Genomic DNA, 14,845 nt, shown 5'->3' with positions numbered 1-14,845 from the left:
TCCACCCAGCCCGAACGCGGGAAATGCTGCGTGAATTCCTGCTGCGCGCTCGCCACCGGGCGCAGCGCGCCGTCAAAGACGATCGCCCGCGACGACGTGGTGCCTTGGTCGATTGCCAGAATATAGCTCGCCATCAATCCTACCGTTCTCTTTCTGGCGATGCCCTCTCCATCCAGGGCATGGCGAGAAAGAGAACGAGGCGATGCCGCGGCACCGCCTCGCCTCGTTTCAGTTATTCATTCCAGCTTTTCACGAGCTCGTCGTAATCGACGGTGATCGGCTTTTCGCTCTCGTTGTCCAGCTTCAGCTTGGGCGATTGCGAGCCATGCTCGACCGAATAGTTATGCCACCATTCGAGATCGTGCTTCTCGGCCATTTTCGGACCCTTGTCGCCTTGGACACCCGCACGCTCGAGACGCTCGAGCACCTTTTCCTGGGCTTCGCAGAGCGAGTCCATGGCTTCCTGCACGGTTTTCGCACCCGAGGACGCATCCCCGATATTCTGCCACCACAGCTGCGCCAGTTTCGGATAATCCGGCACGTTGGTGCCCGTAGGCGTCCACTGAACGCGGGCGGGCGAGCGGTAGAATTCGATCAGACCGCCCAGGTCGGGCGCGCGATCGGTGAAGCTCTTGTCCTGAATCGTGCTTTCACGAATGAAGGTCAGACCCACTTGGCTCTTCTTCACGTCGACGAGTTTGGACGTCACAAACTGAGCATAGAGCCACGCGGCCTGTGCCCGCTCGAGCGGAGTCGATTTCATCAGCGTCCACGAACCCACGTCCTGGTAGCCGAGCTTCATGCCCTTCTCCCAGTAGGCGCCATGCGGGGACGGTGCCATGCGCCATTTCGGCGTACCATCCTCGTTCACGACGGGCAGACCCTTCTTCACCATGTCGGCGGTGAAGGCCGTATACCAGAAGGCCTGCTGAGCGACCTCGCCCTGCGCCGGAACCGGACCCGCCTCGGAGAAGGTCATGCCTTCGGCAGACGGCGGAGCATAGTTCTTCAGCCAGTCGATATATTTCTGCACGGCGTAAACCGCCGCCGGACCGTTGGTCGCGCCGCCACGATCGACGCAGGAGCCGATCGGCTGATCCTGCTCGTTAACGCGGATGCCCCATTCGTCGACCGGCTTGCCGTTCGGCAGGCCCTTGTCGCCTTCGCCGGCCATCGACAGCCACGCATCGGTGAAGCGCCAGCCGAGCGAGGGGTCCTTCTTGCCATAGTCCATGTTGCCATAGACCTTCTTCGGACCGCCGATATAGGACATGTCGCGCCCGGTGAAGAACTTGGCGATATCCTCATACGCCGACCAGTTCACGGGCACGCCGAGATCGTAGCCGTATTCGTCCTTGAAGTCCTTCTTGGTCTTCTCGTCGTTGAACCAGTCGTAGCGGAACCAGTAGAGGTTCGCGAATTGCTGGTCGGGCAGCTGGTAGAGCTTGCCGTCCGGCCCGGTGGTGAAGCTGAGGCCGATGAAATCCTCGAGGTCGAAATAGGGATCGGTGACCGCTTTGCCGTCGCCTTCCATCCAATCGGTCAGATCGCGGACCTGACCATAGCGCCAGTGCGTCCCGATGAAATCGGAGTCGTTGACATAGGCGTCGTAGATATTCTCGCCCGTCTGCATCTGGGTCTGGATCTTCTCGACGACGTCGCCTTCCTGAATCACGTCATGGATCACCTTGATCCCGGTGATCTTCTCGAACCACGGCGCGAGCGTCTTCGACTCGTAGGCGTGCGTCGTGAGCGATTCCGAGACCACGTGGATCTCCATGCCCTGATAGGGCTTCGCCGCGTCGACGAACCATTGCAGTTCCTTTTCGGCATCGGCTTGCGACAGTGTCGTCATGTCGCCGATTTCCTGCTCGAGGAACTGCTTGCCCGCCTCCATGTCGGCCAAGGCTGGTGACGCGACCATTAGCGCAAGCGCCATCGCGGTAGTTAAACGCAGTCTCATAGTTTCTCCTCCCTGAGTTTTTGCGTTGTTTGTCTTGGATCAGACCCAGCGGAACACGGCCGCCGCCCAGACGAAGCTGAGGATCAGCCCGCCCCAGACCGGCGCTCCCGCCATGCCCAGCCAGATCAGATTGATGAAAGCCGCCCCGAGCAGGCTGATGAACAGCCGGTCGCCCCGGGTCGTCTCGATGCGAAGGATGCCGACGCGCGGCGTCTCGGGACGTTTGATCCCGATCACGGTGAAGATCACCAACAAGAGCGCAATCACCGCGAAGAATAATGCGGTCGGCCATGTCCATGCCATCCAGCTCATAGTGCTACCTCCTCAGACGCGGCCCAGGGCGAAGCCCTTGGCGATGTAGTTGCGCACGAAATAGATCACGAGCGCCCCGGGAATGATGGTGAGAACCCCAGCGGCTGCGAGCAGCCCCCAATCCACCCCCGAAGCGGAGACGGTACGGGTCATGGTCGCCCCAATCGGCTTGGCCGCGACCGATGTCAGCGTGCGCGACAGCAGCAGCTCGACCCAGGAGAACATGAAACAGAAGAAGGCCGCGACCCCGATGCCGGATGCGATAAGCGGCATGAAGATCTTGATGAAGAAACGCCCGAAGGAATAGCCGTCGATATAGGCGGTCTCGTCGATCTCCTTCGGAACCCCGCGCATGAAGCCTTCGAGAATCCAGACTGCGAGGGGCACGTTGAACAGCGTGTGCGCCAGCGCCACCGCGATATGCGTGTCGAACAGCCCGATCGAGGAATAAAGCTGGAAGAACGGCAGGGCGAAAACCGCGGGCGGCGCCATCCGGTTCGTCAGCAACCAGAAGAACAGGTGTTTGTCGCCCATGAAGTTGTAGCGCGAGAACGCGTAGGCGGCAGGCAGCGCGACGGTGATCGAAATCACCGTGTTCTGGACCACGTAGATGAGCGAATTGACGTAGCCCATGTACCAGCTCGGATCGGTGAAGATCTTGACGTAGTTTGCGAAAGTCAGATCGTGCGGCCAGAGCGAAAAGCTCGACAGGATCTCCTCGTTGGTCTTCAGGCTCATGTTCAGAAGCCAGTAGATCGGGATCATCAGGAACAGCAGGTAAAGCGCCATGACGATCGGTTGTGATTTCAGTCGCATCACTTGCCCTCCGACTTCTCGATATTGGTCATCACCGTGTAGAAGGCCCAGCTCACCAACAGGATCACGAGGAAATACATCAGCGAGTAGGCCGCGGCGGGACCGAGGTCGAACTGCCCCAGCGCCATCTTCACGAGGTCGATCGACAGGAAGGTGGTGGAGTTGCCGGGGCCGCCGCCGGTGACGACGAAGGGTTCGGTGTAAATCTTGAAACTGTCCATGAAGCGCAGCAGGATCGCGATGGTCAGCACGCCCTGCATCTTCGGCAGTTCGATGTAGCGGAAGATCTTCCAGCGGCTCGCCTGATCGATCTTGGCCGCCTGGTAGTAGGCGTCCGGAATGGATTGCAGCCCGGCATAGGCCAGAAGCGCGACCAGCGACGTCCAGTGCCAGACATCCATCACAACGATGGTGATCCAGGCATCGCGGACATTTGCGGTGTAGTTGTAGTCGATCCCCATCGCGTCGAGCGAATATCCCAGGAGACCGATATCCACGCGCCCGAAAATCTGCCAGATCGTGCCGACCACGTTGAACGGTATCAGCAACGGCAGCGCCATCGTCACCAGGCAGAACGAGGCCCAGGCGCCACGCTTGGGCATGTTGAGCGCAACGAACACCCCGAGCGGCACCTCGATCGCGAGGATGATCGCCGAGAACATCGTCTGCCGCCCGAGCGCGTTCCACATGCGATCCGAATGCAGCATCTCATCGAACCATTCGAGCCCGGCCCAGAAGAAGACGTTGTTTCCGAACGTGTCCTGAACCGAATAATTCACCACCGTCATCAGTGGGATCACCGCCGAGAAGGCGACCAGCAACAGGACCGGCAGAACCAGCCACCAAGCGCGGTTATTCTGTGTCTTTTCCATCAGCTTGCCTCCCCGATCGGTGCGACGCGCCAATTGTCGGCGTAAATGTTGATCTGTTCGGGTGCGAGGATCAGCCGGTTCGCATCTGCGGGCACCGGCGCCCCCTCGGGCACGGAGATATTCAGCTCCGTCCCGGCAGCCCGGGCCCGGACGATCCGGTGGCGTCCGACATCTTCGACGCGCTCGATCTGCACCGGCAGACCATCTCCCTCATCCGAGAGCGCACAGAATTCCGGACGGATGCCAAGCTGGACGCGACCTTCCAATGGCCCATTCGAATAGGCCGCGCCCAGCGGGATCTCGTAGCCGTCGATGACTGCCCGCGATCCCGACACCTTGGCCTCTAGGAAATTCATTCCGGGAGAGCCAATGAAGTAACCCACGAATGTATGCGCGGGCCGCTCGAACAATTCCTTCGGCGTTCCCATCTGCACGACCCGGCCTTCGGACATCACGACCACCTTGTCGGCGAAGGTCAGCGCCTCTGTCTGGTCATGGGTGACGTAGATCATCGTGTGCCCGAACTCGCGATGAAGCGCTTTCAGCTGCGTGCGGAGTTCGAACTTCATATGCGGGTCGATGACGGTCAGCGGCTCGTCGAAGAGGATCGCATTGACGTCCTCGCGCACCATGCCGCGCCCGAGGCTGATCTTCTGCTTGGCGTCCGCTGTCAGGCCGCGTGCCTTGCGCGAAAGCACCTCCTCCATCCCGATCATCGCAGCGATCTGGTCGACCCGCGCCTTGATGTAATCGGCTCTCATGCCGCGATTTTTCAGGGGAAAGGCTAGGTTGTCGCGCACCGTCATCGTGTCGTAGACGACGGGAAACTGGAACACCTGAGCGATATTTCGTTCCGCCGTCGCTGCGTGGGTGACGTCCTTTCCGTCGAAAAGGATCCGTCCCTGCGAAGGTTGCAGCAGTCCCGAGATGATGTTGAGAAGTGTAGATTTTCCGCAGCCCGAAGATCCCAGAAGCGCATAGGCGCCGCCGTCGTCCCAGATATGATCGAAGGGTTTGAGCGCCCAGTCATCCTCCGAACTCGGATCGGGCAGATAACTATGCGCAAGATTGTTCAAAGTGATTTGTGCCATTGTCTTCCCCCTCAAGCCGCCTGCGCATATGCGGCCGGAACCGCCAGAGATCCGTCCTCGGAGAACAGGTAAATCCGATCGGTATCTACCGCGATCACCACTTCGTCCCCCGTGCCGAGGTCATAGACGCCAGGGATCAAGGCGACCCAGGACTGGTCGCCGTGACGCAGATGCAGATAAGTCTCCGATCCCGTCACCTCGGTGCCGGTCAGCTGGCAGCGGAATTCGAGCGCGTTGCCATCCCCGCCCTCGCGCGCCAGATGGACGTGATTGGGCCGGAAGCCGGCGATGTAGCGCCCTGCCTCGAGCTGCGCGAAACCGCCGTCGGCCGGCCAGCGCGCCTCTCCGCCGAAAACGAGACGGTGACCGTCGCGCGCGACGTCGACGAAATTCATCGGCGGATCCGAGAAGACCCGCGCCGTAATCTGGTCGCGCGGCTGGCGGTAGACCTCGGCGGTCGGGCCGAACTGCGTGATCCGCCCCTCCCAGAGCGTCGCGGTATTGCCACCGAGCAGCAGTGCCTCTTCCGGCTCGGTCGTGGCGTAGACGAAGATCGCGCCGGAAGCTTCGAAGATTTTCGGAATTTCGACACGCAACTCCTCGCGGAGCTTGTAGTCGAGATTGGCCAGCGGTTCGTCGAGCAGCACGAGCCCCGCGCCTTTTACGAGCGCCCGCGCCAGCGCGCAGCGTTGCTGCTGGCCGCCCGACAGCTCCAGCGGTTTGCGCTCGAGCATCGGCGTCAGCTTCATCATCTCGGCGGTCTCGCGTACGCGCCGGTCGATCTCGGAGGTCTCGCGCTTCTGCAGTCGCAGCGGCGAGGCGATGTTGTCGTAGACACTCATCGCCGGGTAGTTGATGAATTGCTGGTAGACCATCGCCACCTTGCGGTCCTGCACCCGAGCGCCGGTGACGTCCTCGCCTTCCCAGAAGACTCGGCCGGCGCTCGGCTCATCGAGCCCCGCCATAAGCCGCATCAGCGACGTCTTGCCCGCCAGCGTCGGCCCGAGAAGCACGTTCATCGTGCCCTTCTGCAAGACGAGATCGGTCGGGTAGATATGGGTCCGCCCATCGACTACTCGCTCGACGCCTTTCAACTCCAGTGTCATGCCTGCCCCCTCATTCCGCTACCCGCGCCCTGCTGATCCGCAAGTCGTGCTTTCGTGTATTCGGCCAATGTTTCGATCTCGGATGCGCTCAGACGGAGCCCGAGCTTGGTCCGGCGCCAGACGATATCGTCGGCGGTCTGCGCCCATTCCTTCTTCATCAGCCAGTCGACCTCGGCAGCACGGAGCGTCGCGCCGAAATCCTGTCCGAGATCCTCTGCCGATTTCGCATCGCCAAGGATTTCGCGCGTATCGAGCCCGTAATGACGCAGCATCCGCTCCGCCCATGCCGAATCCAGGAACGGATACTCGCGCATGATTTCGCCAAGAATTCGATCGGTCTCGGTCGGCGCGAACTCTCCGCCCGGCAAGGATGCGCGCGCAGTCCATTCCCCGGGCATATCCGGGAAATAATGCGCGAGCTTTGCCAGCGCGCCTTCGGCCAAGCGGCGATAGGTCGTGATCTTTCCACCGAACACGTTGAGCAGCGGAAGCTCCGCCTGATCGTCCAGCGAGAGCACGTAGTCGCGCGTCGCCGCCGTCGCCGAAGACGCCCCGTCATTATAGAGCGGCCGCACACCCGAATAGGTCCAGACGATGTCGTCCCGGGTCACCGGCGTCTTGAAATAATTCGACACGAAGGCGCAGAGATAATCTTTCTCGGCGTCGGTGCAGACGGCTTCGCCCGGCGGCCCCTGATGATCCTGATCCGTGGTACCGATAAGCGTGAAATCCTGCTCGTAGGGGATCGCGAAACAAATCCGGCCATCCTCGCCCTGGAAGAAATAGCAGCGGTCATGGTCGTAGAGCTTGCGCGTGACGATATGGCTTCCACGGACCAAGCGGATCGACTCCCGCGTGTTGATCCGCACCGTGTTGGTGATCACGTTCTCGACCCAGGGCCCCCCGGCATTCACCAGCGCGCGGGCGTAGTGTTCGCGACGCCCCTCCCTGCCTTCGGTGGTGACATGCCAAACCCCGTCGCGCCGCTCGGCTGCGACGACCTTCGTGCGGGTCAGGATCGTGGCGCCGCGCGCCTCCGCATCCCGGGCGTTCAAGACGACCAGACGCGCATCCTGAACCCAGCAATCCGAATACTCGTAGGCAAGACGGAACCGCTCTTGCAGCGGTCGACCCGCCTCGTCCTCGGAAAGATCGAGAGTTTCCGTTCCGGGAAGCAGATTGCGCCCGCCAAGATGGTCGTAAAGAAAAAGGCCCAGCCGAATGAGCCAGGCCGGGCGGCGCCCTTTCATCCAGGGCATGATCCGCGAGAGCAGACGCGACGTGGGCGTGTCGCTCTCGAAACGCATGTCGGCGCTGTAGGGCAGCACGAAACGCATCGGCCAGCTGATATGGGGCATGGCGTTCAGGAGTACTTCGCGTTCGCGCAACGCCTCGCGCACCAGCCTGAATTCGAAAAACTCGAGATAGCGCAAGCCACCATGGAACAATTTGGTCGACGAAGACGAGGTCGCCTGCGCGAGATCGCCCATTTCCGCAAGCGTAACCGACAGTCCGCGCCCCGCAGCGTCCCGGGCGATACCGCACCCGTTGATGCCGCCGCCGATCACGAAAAGATCGGTCACCCGGTCGTTATTTTCGAAAGCTGGCACAGACGATCCTCCCTCGCTGCGCCTACAAACGTGAGCGATTCGTTACTTTCTGTCAAAAGTTTTTTCGTTTTTGATCGTTTTTCGGCGTTTTTCTGGATTTTCGCGGGTAATAGCGCGATCCCGCAAATCGCGCGAAGCGCCCGGGCGACGCGGGCGTGACACGGGCGTGAAGCTGTGGCAGGGGACTTCCAAGGAGGCCGCATGGCGCTAAATTTTCGACAGAACGAAATTCTCGAAATCGCGCGCAGCGACGGGCGTGTCGTGGTCGAAACGCTGGCCGAGCATTTCAATGTTTCGCTGCAGACGATCCGTCGCGATTTGTCGGAGCTATCCGACGCAGGACATCTCGACCGCGTTCATGGTGGCGCCGTCATCCGGAAGGGCGTCGTCAATTTCGATTACGAAGAACGGCGCCGGATGGGTGCGGATGCGAAAGCGGCCATCGGTCGGGCCTGCGCCAAGGAGATCCCCGATAACAGCTCGATAATCCTTAACCTCGGCACCACGACCGAGGCTGTGGCGCGCGAACTCTGCCATCATTCGAACATTACCGTTGTCACGAATAACAGCAATGTCGCCAATACCTTACTGGCGAACGAGAGTTGCGAGATCATGGTGGCGGGCGGCAACCTGCGTCGGTCGGATGGCGGGCTGGTCGGCGATCTGACGGCCGATTTCATGAGTCAGTTCAAAGTGGATTTCGCGGTGATCGGCGTCTCGGCACTCGATGACGAGGGCGATTTGCTCGACTACGATCTCGCCGAAGTCCGCGTCAGCCGGACAATCATACGCCAGGCACGCAAGGTCTTCTTGGTCACCGACAGTTCGAAACTGACGCGCTCCGCTCCGGTGCGGCTCGCCTCGCTCGAAGAGATCGACACGATCTTTACAGACGCGCCGCTCTCCGATGCGCTGACCAAGCGCTGCGCGGAATGGAACACCAAAATTGTCGTCGTCTAAGGGCCGCGCTGAACGCTCCTGAGCAGAAGCACCGCCTGCGGAAAGAACCCGCGTTCGTGTAGACGGACATTCCCTCGATTGAGCAGATCTTCGTCCCGGATCTTTTCGCAAACTGGCGCACGGATATTGCGGGATCGTGCCAGAGAACTTGAGCCGCGCAATCCGTCAATTGAAGCCCTAAGGCGTCGAAATCGAATAGAGCGGCATGACGATCACCGATGCGCAAAGTCTTCGCGCTTTCGCCAAGCCCGCGCGGCTGATCGACGATCCCTGTTCCTGAAGATCATCGATACCGTCTTCGAAAAAGCAAAGCGGCAGGAGCTTCCCCCTGCCGCTCCACCTCCCGGCAAGTCGTGTGGCGAACGCCGGCCGGTTCACACGGAACCTCACATCGCTCAGCCATCTTGCCGGGAACTCCGGTCCTGTGTTGCAGGAAAGATCATTCCTGAACGCCGCGCGGCAAGGCGCTGCGCGTATCGTCACTCTTCTCTTCGGACAGCCCCCGGAAGAAGTGATGCCAAGCGAGGGCGGCATGGCCCTTATTGTTCGCAAGCTCGGTGGTCTGGGGTTTCCTGCCCGCAGGCATTTTTTCGACAGCCATATTCGGCCCTCCATTTTATCCCGGAGAAATACTCGGGGAACTCCTCTGGGTGACCGGAGTCTCCGGTCAACTTCGCGGCCTCTCCTCGCGAGAAGGCGGCGTTGCGGCGCGTTCGTCGATCCGTGGCAATCGGGCCGCGCGTATGCGTGCGGTCGGAGCCGCTTTTTCTCGGCATTGTCCTCACGGATGAGCCGCACTGCAGCGTCCGTCTTTTCCGGAGCGGTGGTCGGGCGGGCTGGCGCCCGTCGCGACCGATTTCGATTTCGTAAGTCCCGGCTTGCCCGTGATGGAGCTGCGAGAGGCCCGCGCTTCAGAGCCGAGATATGAACGAAAATATCCCGTCCGCCGATCTTCGCTTCGATAAAGCTGAAGCCTATTGTCCGGTTGAACCGTCTCACGATGCCATTGGCCGTCGTGGCGCCTCTTCACGCAGAGGCCGTCCGCAGAATGCGACAGCCAGACTCAGCCGCTTCGACGAGGCAGACTGTAGCCAAGAAGATAGACAGGTTGCAGAAGGGAATAACGTTGCTCGTCATACTTACGCGACGCTGGCTCTTTTTGCAAAGCAAATAGGGGGCATGCCCCGGCCCTCATCTCTCGACCTTTCAGGGCACGGAATTATATCCTGCACAATCAAACCGTTGCGCAAAAACTCCGACGCGTTCGGGCAATTGCCTCGTAATTCGGGGGCAAATCGCTTATGTGTAAATTCGAAAATCTTAATTCTCGGACCCTGTTCCTCCCGGCTCAGCGACGATCTTGAGCTTTGTCGGGCCGCAGCTTTTCAAAGGCGGCATCAAGGAAAAGGAGCCTCACATCGGCCAATCGTGGCGTGACGCCGTTCGAGCAGACCAACCCCTCAGCCACCATATCGAGCTGACCTTGGTCGCCACCGCTATTTCCGCCCCTCGCGACCTCCGGGAGAGCTTCGCGTACCGAAGGGGCCGGATCGTGACCTTCGCGCATCGAAGCCGACACGTCATGATCCGCTCGGAATACCAGACCAGCGCGCCAACGCGCGCCAACCCAATTCACCGCATAGCGCCGGCTTCGCCCGCCTATGCCTCCGTGATCGCGCGACCGTTGAAATCGGTGCTGTCACGGACACTTGGAAAGATACGAACCTTGATCGAAATTTACTGGGGCAAACCCATCTCCCTCGTCGTGTCGCCGAAAGGCGACGTCAAGTCCTTCAGCACCATCGAACAGGTGCATTACTGGTTGCGCAAGAAATGGCCGGTCAGCGACCTCGCGCAGAGCCGCGCGATTGACCGCGTCGAAGCGGCAATGGAGTGTCTGGGCACCGTGGCCGACGCGCGCAGCGCCTTCCTTGGTGCCGCAACCACTGCCGGATTCTTGCCATTGGAAACCTTGGATCATTCGATTGCAGCCTGATCAAACACCACATACGGCGCCGCGGGCGCGACAGGATCGGGAGAGATCGGCGCCTCGGCTGGAAGGCCTGCGCTCGAAGCTCTTCGACGCGCTCTTCGGTACGTGGACTGCACTGCAAGCCCCGATGATCCCGGTCCTCGCGCTGGCTCGGCGACCGCGGCTCGTGCGCGCCGCGGTCCGGTTCTGGACCGGCGGGGTCTTCGCGCTCGCACGCGGGGTTCTCAGGTTGCGCGTGCAGGAGCAAGGGCTCGAGAACAAGCATCTCGACAGCCCTTGCATCTACGTCTGCAACCACCAATCCACCTGGGAAACGCTGGCCTTCAACCGGCTCGTGCCCGATGTCTGCGTCATCGCGAAACACGAGTTGCGGCGTATCCCGATCTTCGGCTGGTACCTTGAACATTCGCCGATGATCCTGATCGACCGCAGCGCGGGCGGACGCGCCCTCGCCGGGATGATCACTCAGGCGCGCGAAGAGGCCGCCAAGGGCCGCTCGATTTTGATCTTTCCGGAAGGGACGCGGGTCGGCGTGGACGATCGCTGCGAGTTCCAGCCCGGCCTTATCGCGCTTTATCGCAAGCTCGGCCTGCCGATCGTCCCCGTCGCGCATAATGCCGGCCATGTCTGGCGCAAAGACGCGAAGACCGGCGGCACCATCACTGTGGCCTACTTCCCGGCGATCCCTCCCGGCCTCCCCGCGGCAGAGGTCAGCGCGCAGGTCGAAGCGCTTCTCAACGTCGAGAAGGACCGCCTCCCCCCCGCGCGACCCTGAACGAATACGCTAAATGTGTCCTGCGTTTCTTGCGTGGGACCGGCCTGTCCCTTGTCGCCCGCAACGAGCGGGCCTCACAATGAGAGGCCCGTATTCTTGAAATGAATACAAAAACGCATCGCGGCGCCTATGGCCGATGGTCTGTTATCGGCTGCCCGCGAACAGAAGAGCCAGACGGCTCAGCGCCCACCCGCTTTCCCGAGCCAAAATCCATAGCATTTTAATCGGGATTTCTTGACCCAAGTGTTTTTGTCGGTTATTCGGACACCGAACAGACAAGCAGGAACACCATGACTCGCATTTCACGCATTCTTCCCGCGCTTTTCGTGCTCGCCTGCGCGCCGGCGCTGGCCGTGGCGGACGAGACAATCCCGACGATTACCCTGACCGACGGGGTCGTCTCGCCGCAGCAGATCGACCTTCCCGCGGATACCGCCGTGACGCTGACCGTCTCGAATACCGGCAAGACCGCAGCCGAGTTCGAGAGCAAGCGCCTGCGCATCGAGAAGATCATCGCGCCGGGTCAGACCGCGACGATCGAACTGCGGGCGCTGCCGGCGGGCAGCTATCCCTTCGTCGAGGAATTCCACGAGGATCAAAACACCGCCAAGGGCACGATCGTCGTCAAGTAACCCACCAACCCACGAGAGAATGTCATGGACGGACAGATCATCTTCATCCTGTGGCGTGAGAGCGTCGAGGCGCTTCTCGTCATCGGCATTCTCGCGGGATGGCTCGCACATGAAGGCGCCGGGCGACGCGCGGCGCGCTTCCTCTGGGGTGGCGTTCTGACCGGGCTGGCGCTGGCGCTGGCCTTCGCGCTGACGCTGCTGGGCTTCTCGAAACTGCTGTCGACCGAGGTCCGTCAGGACCTGATGACGGTGATGGTCTTCGTAGCCGCCGGGCTGATCGTGCAGATGGTGGTCTGGATGCGCGGCCACGGCCGCACGCTGAAACGCGATCTCGAGGCCGGGCTGAAGGCCGCCGCGATACGTCAGGGCTGGTGGGCGGTTTTCCTACTCGCGATGGCGGCGGTAGCGCGCGAGGGCTCGGAAACGGTAGTCTTCCTCTACGGCTCGCTCGCCGCGGCGAAGCAGAGCGAGATGACCGGCGTTCTCGCCTCGATCGCGGTCGGTGTGGCCGCGGCCGGAGCGACTTATGCGCTGCTGCGGGCCGGCGCGAAGTTCCTGCCGTGGCGCGGCTTCTTCCGGGTGTCCGAGGTGATGCTGCTCCTGCTGGGCGCTGCGCTCTTCACCACCGGCGTGGATGATCTCGTCTCGGCGGGCATCCTGCCCTTCGGCGCGCCGCTCTGGGACATGAGTACGCTGCTCGATGACGGGGGCCGTCTTGGCGGGCTGATCTCGGCGCTGACCGGTTACCGTGCCGCGCCGGACGCCGCTACGCTGGGCGGCTGGATCGTCTACTGGGCGTCGGTCGCAGGTATCCTGCGCTGGCAGAGCCGCAGCTTACAAGCCCGTCTGGCCTGAGGCCCATCTTACAATTCGCATTTTTTTGCCCCGGCCGGGATTATTTCCGCGCCGGGGTCGTCTTCTTCCCTACAGGACCCAAACCCGAGAGGAGAGGAAGATGAAACGTTTTCTGCTGACCACTGCCGTTTTGCTGGCCGCGAGCATTGCGCAAGCCGATCCCGCCAGTGTCACCGACACCGCCAAGGGGCCGACGCTCGTCGATTCCGCGGGCATGACGCTCTATACCTTCGCCAAGGACAGTGAGGGGATGTCCGCCTGCACCGGGCCCTGCGCCACGAACTGGCCGCCGCTGATGGCCACCGCCGACGATCAGGCGATGGGCGACTGGAGCGTGATCACCCGCGACGACGGAACGAAGCAATGGGCTTACAAGGGCCAACCACTGTATACTTGGAAGAATGACATGAAGCCGGGCGACGTGACCGGTGACGGCGTCGCCAACGGCGCGTGGAAAGTCGCTCAGCCCTGACGCAATCCCCGGGCGGTATCGCATTGACGCCGCCCGGTCGAACAAGGCCCACCCATGTGACCCGTCGCACCCGCCACCTGATCGAGGCGCAGATTCCCGCGCTGCGCCGCTTCGCCTTCGCGCTGACCCGTGAGCGCGACGCGGCGGACGATCTTGTGCAGGACTGTCTCGCGCGGGCGCTGACGCGCTGGCACCTGCTGCGTTCGGAAGACCAGTTGCGGGCCTGGCTGTTTCGCATCCTGCGGAACCTTTACCACGATGCGCATCGCCGTCGCATCCGCCGCCCGGAGGGCGGGGCGCTCGATCCCGACGGGCTCGCTGGGCGCGATGCGGATGCCGAAACGGTCGTCTTTCTCGGCGACGTGTTCAGTGCGCTCGCTCGCCTGCCGATCGAGCAGCAGGAGGTACTTCTCTTGGTCGGAGTCGAGGATTTCAGCTACGAGGCGGTCGCCCGGATTCTTGGCCTGCCCAAGGGTACGGTGATGTCGCGCCTCGCCCGGGGACGCGAGGCGCTGCGCGAGATGACTGGCCATGACCGCCCCGATCGCACGCGCCACCCCCATCTGCGGAGGCTCAAATGACCGATCCCCATGCAGATCCCATCATGCGAAACGAGGCGGAGGTGCACGCCTATCTCGATGGCCGGCTCGCTCCCAAAGATCGCGCCCGGATGCAGGCCAAGCTCGCGGCGGATCCGGCGCTGGCGCAGCGGCTGTCCGCGATGCGCGCCGATCGCGACGCGCTGCGCGCAGCCCTCGCGCCGGTCCACGCCGCGCCTATCCCTGCGCGGCTGCGCCTCGCTGCGCCCGTGGGGGCAGGCTGGGTTCCGAGGGTAGCGGCGGCTATCGCGCTCTTCGCAGCGGGGCTTGGCGCCGGTTGGGGACTGGCGCGGCAGGGCGGCGGATCCCCCCGCGCTCCGCTGACCGAACTCGCCCGCGAGGCGCAGGTCGCCCACGCGGTCTATTCGGTGGAGGTCGTCCACCCGGTCGAGGTCGCAGCACAGGAGCGCGCGCACCTGATGGCGTGGTTGTCGAAACGGCTCGACCGCAAGCTGGTCGCCCCGGACCTGTCGGCGCAGGGCTACACACTCGTGGGCGGACGCCTGTTGCCTGCCGATCAGGGTCCCGCCGCGCAGCTGATGTATGAAACCCAAGCAGGCGCGCGCCTGACGCTCTATGTCACCGCGCTTTCCACTGGAGAGACCGCATTTCGCCTGACCGAAGGGGATGGTGTCGCGAGTCTCGTCTGGGTCGACGGCGGCTACGGCTTCGCCCTCTCCGCGCCGCTGAGCAGCGCTGCACTCTGGCCGATGGCCAAGGCCGCCTACCGACAGCTCGCCTTCACCGGATAAACCAACCGTGCGCAAGGGACCGTCCGAGCGCGCCGTT

At 62.2% G+C, this 14,845-nt stretch carries 17 protein-coding genes and 1 pseudogene; 8 read left to right on the top strand and 10 right to left on the bottom strand.

Annotated features, from left to right (window positions below):
* The 8 genes from B6V72_RS11215 to glpD form a co-directional block, all read right to left on the bottom strand.
* The coding region (locus tag B6V72_RS11215) for an FGGY family carbohydrate kinase (protein WP_141104959.1) at positions 1 to 134 on the bottom strand (134 nt) is incomplete at its 3' end.
* A 98-nt stretch (positions 135 to 232) separates the two neighbouring features.
* Positions 233 to 1,963: an ABC transporter substrate-binding protein gene (locus B6V72_RS11210; protein WP_075777592.1), complete on the bottom strand. Its 1,731-nt coding sequence runs from the start codon at positions 1,961 to 1,963 to the stop codon at positions 233 to 235.
* A 39-nt stretch (positions 1,964 to 2,002) separates the two neighbouring features.
* Positions 2,003 to 2,275 (bottom strand): DUF2160 domain-containing protein, encoded by a 273-nt coding sequence (locus tag B6V72_RS11205; protein WP_088735573.1) that lies wholly within the window; start codon positions 2,273 to 2,275, stop codon positions 2,003 to 2,005.
* Between the two features lie 12 nt (positions 2,276 to 2,287).
* Positions 2,288 to 3,091, bottom strand: coding sequence for a carbohydrate ABC transporter permease (locus tag B6V72_RS11200; RefSeq protein WP_075777590.1), 804 nt, complete (start codon positions 3,089 to 3,091; stop codon positions 2,288 to 2,290).
* The gene (locus B6V72_RS11195; protein ID WP_075777589.1) at positions 3,091 to 3,963 is read right to left on the bottom strand and encodes a sugar ABC transporter permease; all 873 of its coding nucleotides are present in this window, start codon (positions 3,961 to 3,963) and stop codon (positions 3,091 to 3,093) included. Before B6V72_RS11195 ends, B6V72_RS11200 begins: the two co-directional genes overlap by 1 nt.
* Positions 3,963 to 5,054: an ABC transporter ATP-binding protein gene (locus tag B6V72_RS11190; RefSeq protein ID WP_075777588.1), complete on the bottom strand. Its 1,092-nt coding sequence runs from the start codon at positions 5,052 to 5,054 to the stop codon at positions 3,963 to 3,965. Before B6V72_RS11190 ends, B6V72_RS11195 begins: the two co-directional genes overlap by 1 nt.
* Positions 5,055 to 5,065: 11 nt before the next feature.
* Complete coding sequence (locus B6V72_RS11185; protein WP_088735572.1) at positions 5,066 to 6,160, bottom strand: ABC transporter ATP-binding protein; 1,095 nt, start codon at positions 6,158 to 6,160, stop codon at positions 5,066 to 5,068.
* Positions 6,157 to 7,770 (bottom strand): glycerol-3-phosphate dehydrogenase, encoded by a 1,614-nt coding sequence (gene glpD / locus B6V72_RS11180; protein WP_088735571.1) that lies wholly within the window; start codon positions 7,768 to 7,770, stop codon positions 6,157 to 6,159. The genes B6V72_RS11185 and glpD overlap by 4 nt, the downstream gene beginning before the upstream one ends.
* Before the next feature lie 201 nt (positions 7,771 to 7,971).
* On the opposite strand from glpD, the gene B6V72_RS11175 reads away from it, so the two are divergent.
* Positions 7,972 to 8,730 carry a DeoR/GlpR family DNA-binding transcription regulator gene (locus B6V72_RS11175; protein WP_088720030.1) on the top strand — a complete coding sequence of 253 codons (759 nt, stop codon included), beginning with the start codon at positions 7,972 to 7,974 and terminating at the stop codon, positions 8,728 to 8,730.
* A 439-nt stretch (positions 8,731 to 9,169) separates the two neighbouring features.
* On the opposite strand, the gene B6V72_RS19185 is transcribed toward B6V72_RS11175, so the two are convergent.
* The gene (locus B6V72_RS19185; protein ID WP_157771540.1) at positions 9,170 to 9,331 is read right to left on the bottom strand and encodes a hypothetical protein; all 162 of its coding nucleotides are present in this window, start codon (positions 9,329 to 9,331) and stop codon (positions 9,170 to 9,172) included.
* 353 nt (positions 9,332 to 9,684) lie between these two features.
* Positions 9,685 to 9,729, bottom strand: a pseudogene (locus tag B6V72_RS19530) (hypothetical protein); the annotation flags it as partial.
* 361 nt (positions 9,730 to 10,090) lie between these two features.
* Between B6V72_RS19530 and B6V72_RS19305 the strand changes: the two are divergent.
* From B6V72_RS19305 to B6V72_RS11135, 7 genes are all read left to right on the top strand, one after another.
* The gene (locus B6V72_RS19305) at positions 10,091 to 10,726 is read left to right on the top strand and encodes a DUF982 domain-containing protein (protein ID WP_240497719.1); all 636 of its coding nucleotides are present in this window, start codon (positions 10,091 to 10,093) and stop codon (positions 10,724 to 10,726) included.
* Positions 10,727 to 10,850: 124 nt separating this feature from the next.
* Positions 10,851 to 11,498 (top strand): lysophospholipid acyltransferase family protein, encoded by a 648-nt coding sequence (locus B6V72_RS11160; protein WP_077701068.1) that lies wholly within the window; start codon positions 10,851 to 10,853, stop codon positions 11,496 to 11,498.
* Between the two features lie 290 nt (positions 11,499 to 11,788).
* Positions 11,789 to 12,130 carry a cupredoxin domain-containing protein gene (locus tag B6V72_RS11155; protein ID WP_088735569.1) on the top strand — a complete coding sequence of 114 codons (342 nt, stop codon included), beginning with the start codon at positions 11,789 to 11,791 and terminating at the stop codon, positions 12,128 to 12,130.
* A gap of 24 nt (positions 12,131 to 12,154) precedes the next feature.
* The gene (locus tag B6V72_RS11150; protein ID WP_088735568.1) at positions 12,155 to 12,985 is read left to right on the top strand and encodes an FTR1 family protein; all 831 of its coding nucleotides are present in this window, start codon (positions 12,155 to 12,157) and stop codon (positions 12,983 to 12,985) included.
* A 100-nt stretch (positions 12,986 to 13,085) separates the two neighbouring features.
* A complete protein-coding gene (locus tag B6V72_RS11145) occupies positions 13,086 to 13,457 on the top strand; it encodes a hypothetical protein (protein ID WP_088735567.1) in 372 nt (123 codons plus the stop codon).
* A 56-nt stretch (positions 13,458 to 13,513) separates the two neighbouring features.
* A complete protein-coding gene (locus tag B6V72_RS11140; protein ID WP_233243071.1) occupies positions 13,514 to 14,038 on the top strand; it encodes a sigma-70 family RNA polymerase sigma factor in 525 nt (174 codons plus the stop codon).
* Positions 14,035 to 14,808: an anti-sigma factor gene (locus tag B6V72_RS11135; protein ID WP_199224651.1), complete on the top strand. Its 774-nt coding sequence runs from the start codon at positions 14,035 to 14,037 to the stop codon at positions 14,806 to 14,808. Before B6V72_RS11140 ends, B6V72_RS11135 begins: the two co-directional genes overlap by 4 nt.
* The last annotated feature ends 37 nt before the right edge of the window (positions 14,809 to 14,845 follow it).

The sequence above is a fragment of the Thioclava sp. F34-6 genome, from assembly GCF_002213235.1.
Classification (GTDB): domain Bacteria; phylum Pseudomonadota; class Alphaproteobacteria; order Rhodobacterales; family Rhodobacteraceae; genus Thioclava; species Thioclava nitratireducens.
This window is presented reverse-complemented; position numbering and strand designations above follow the sequence as displayed.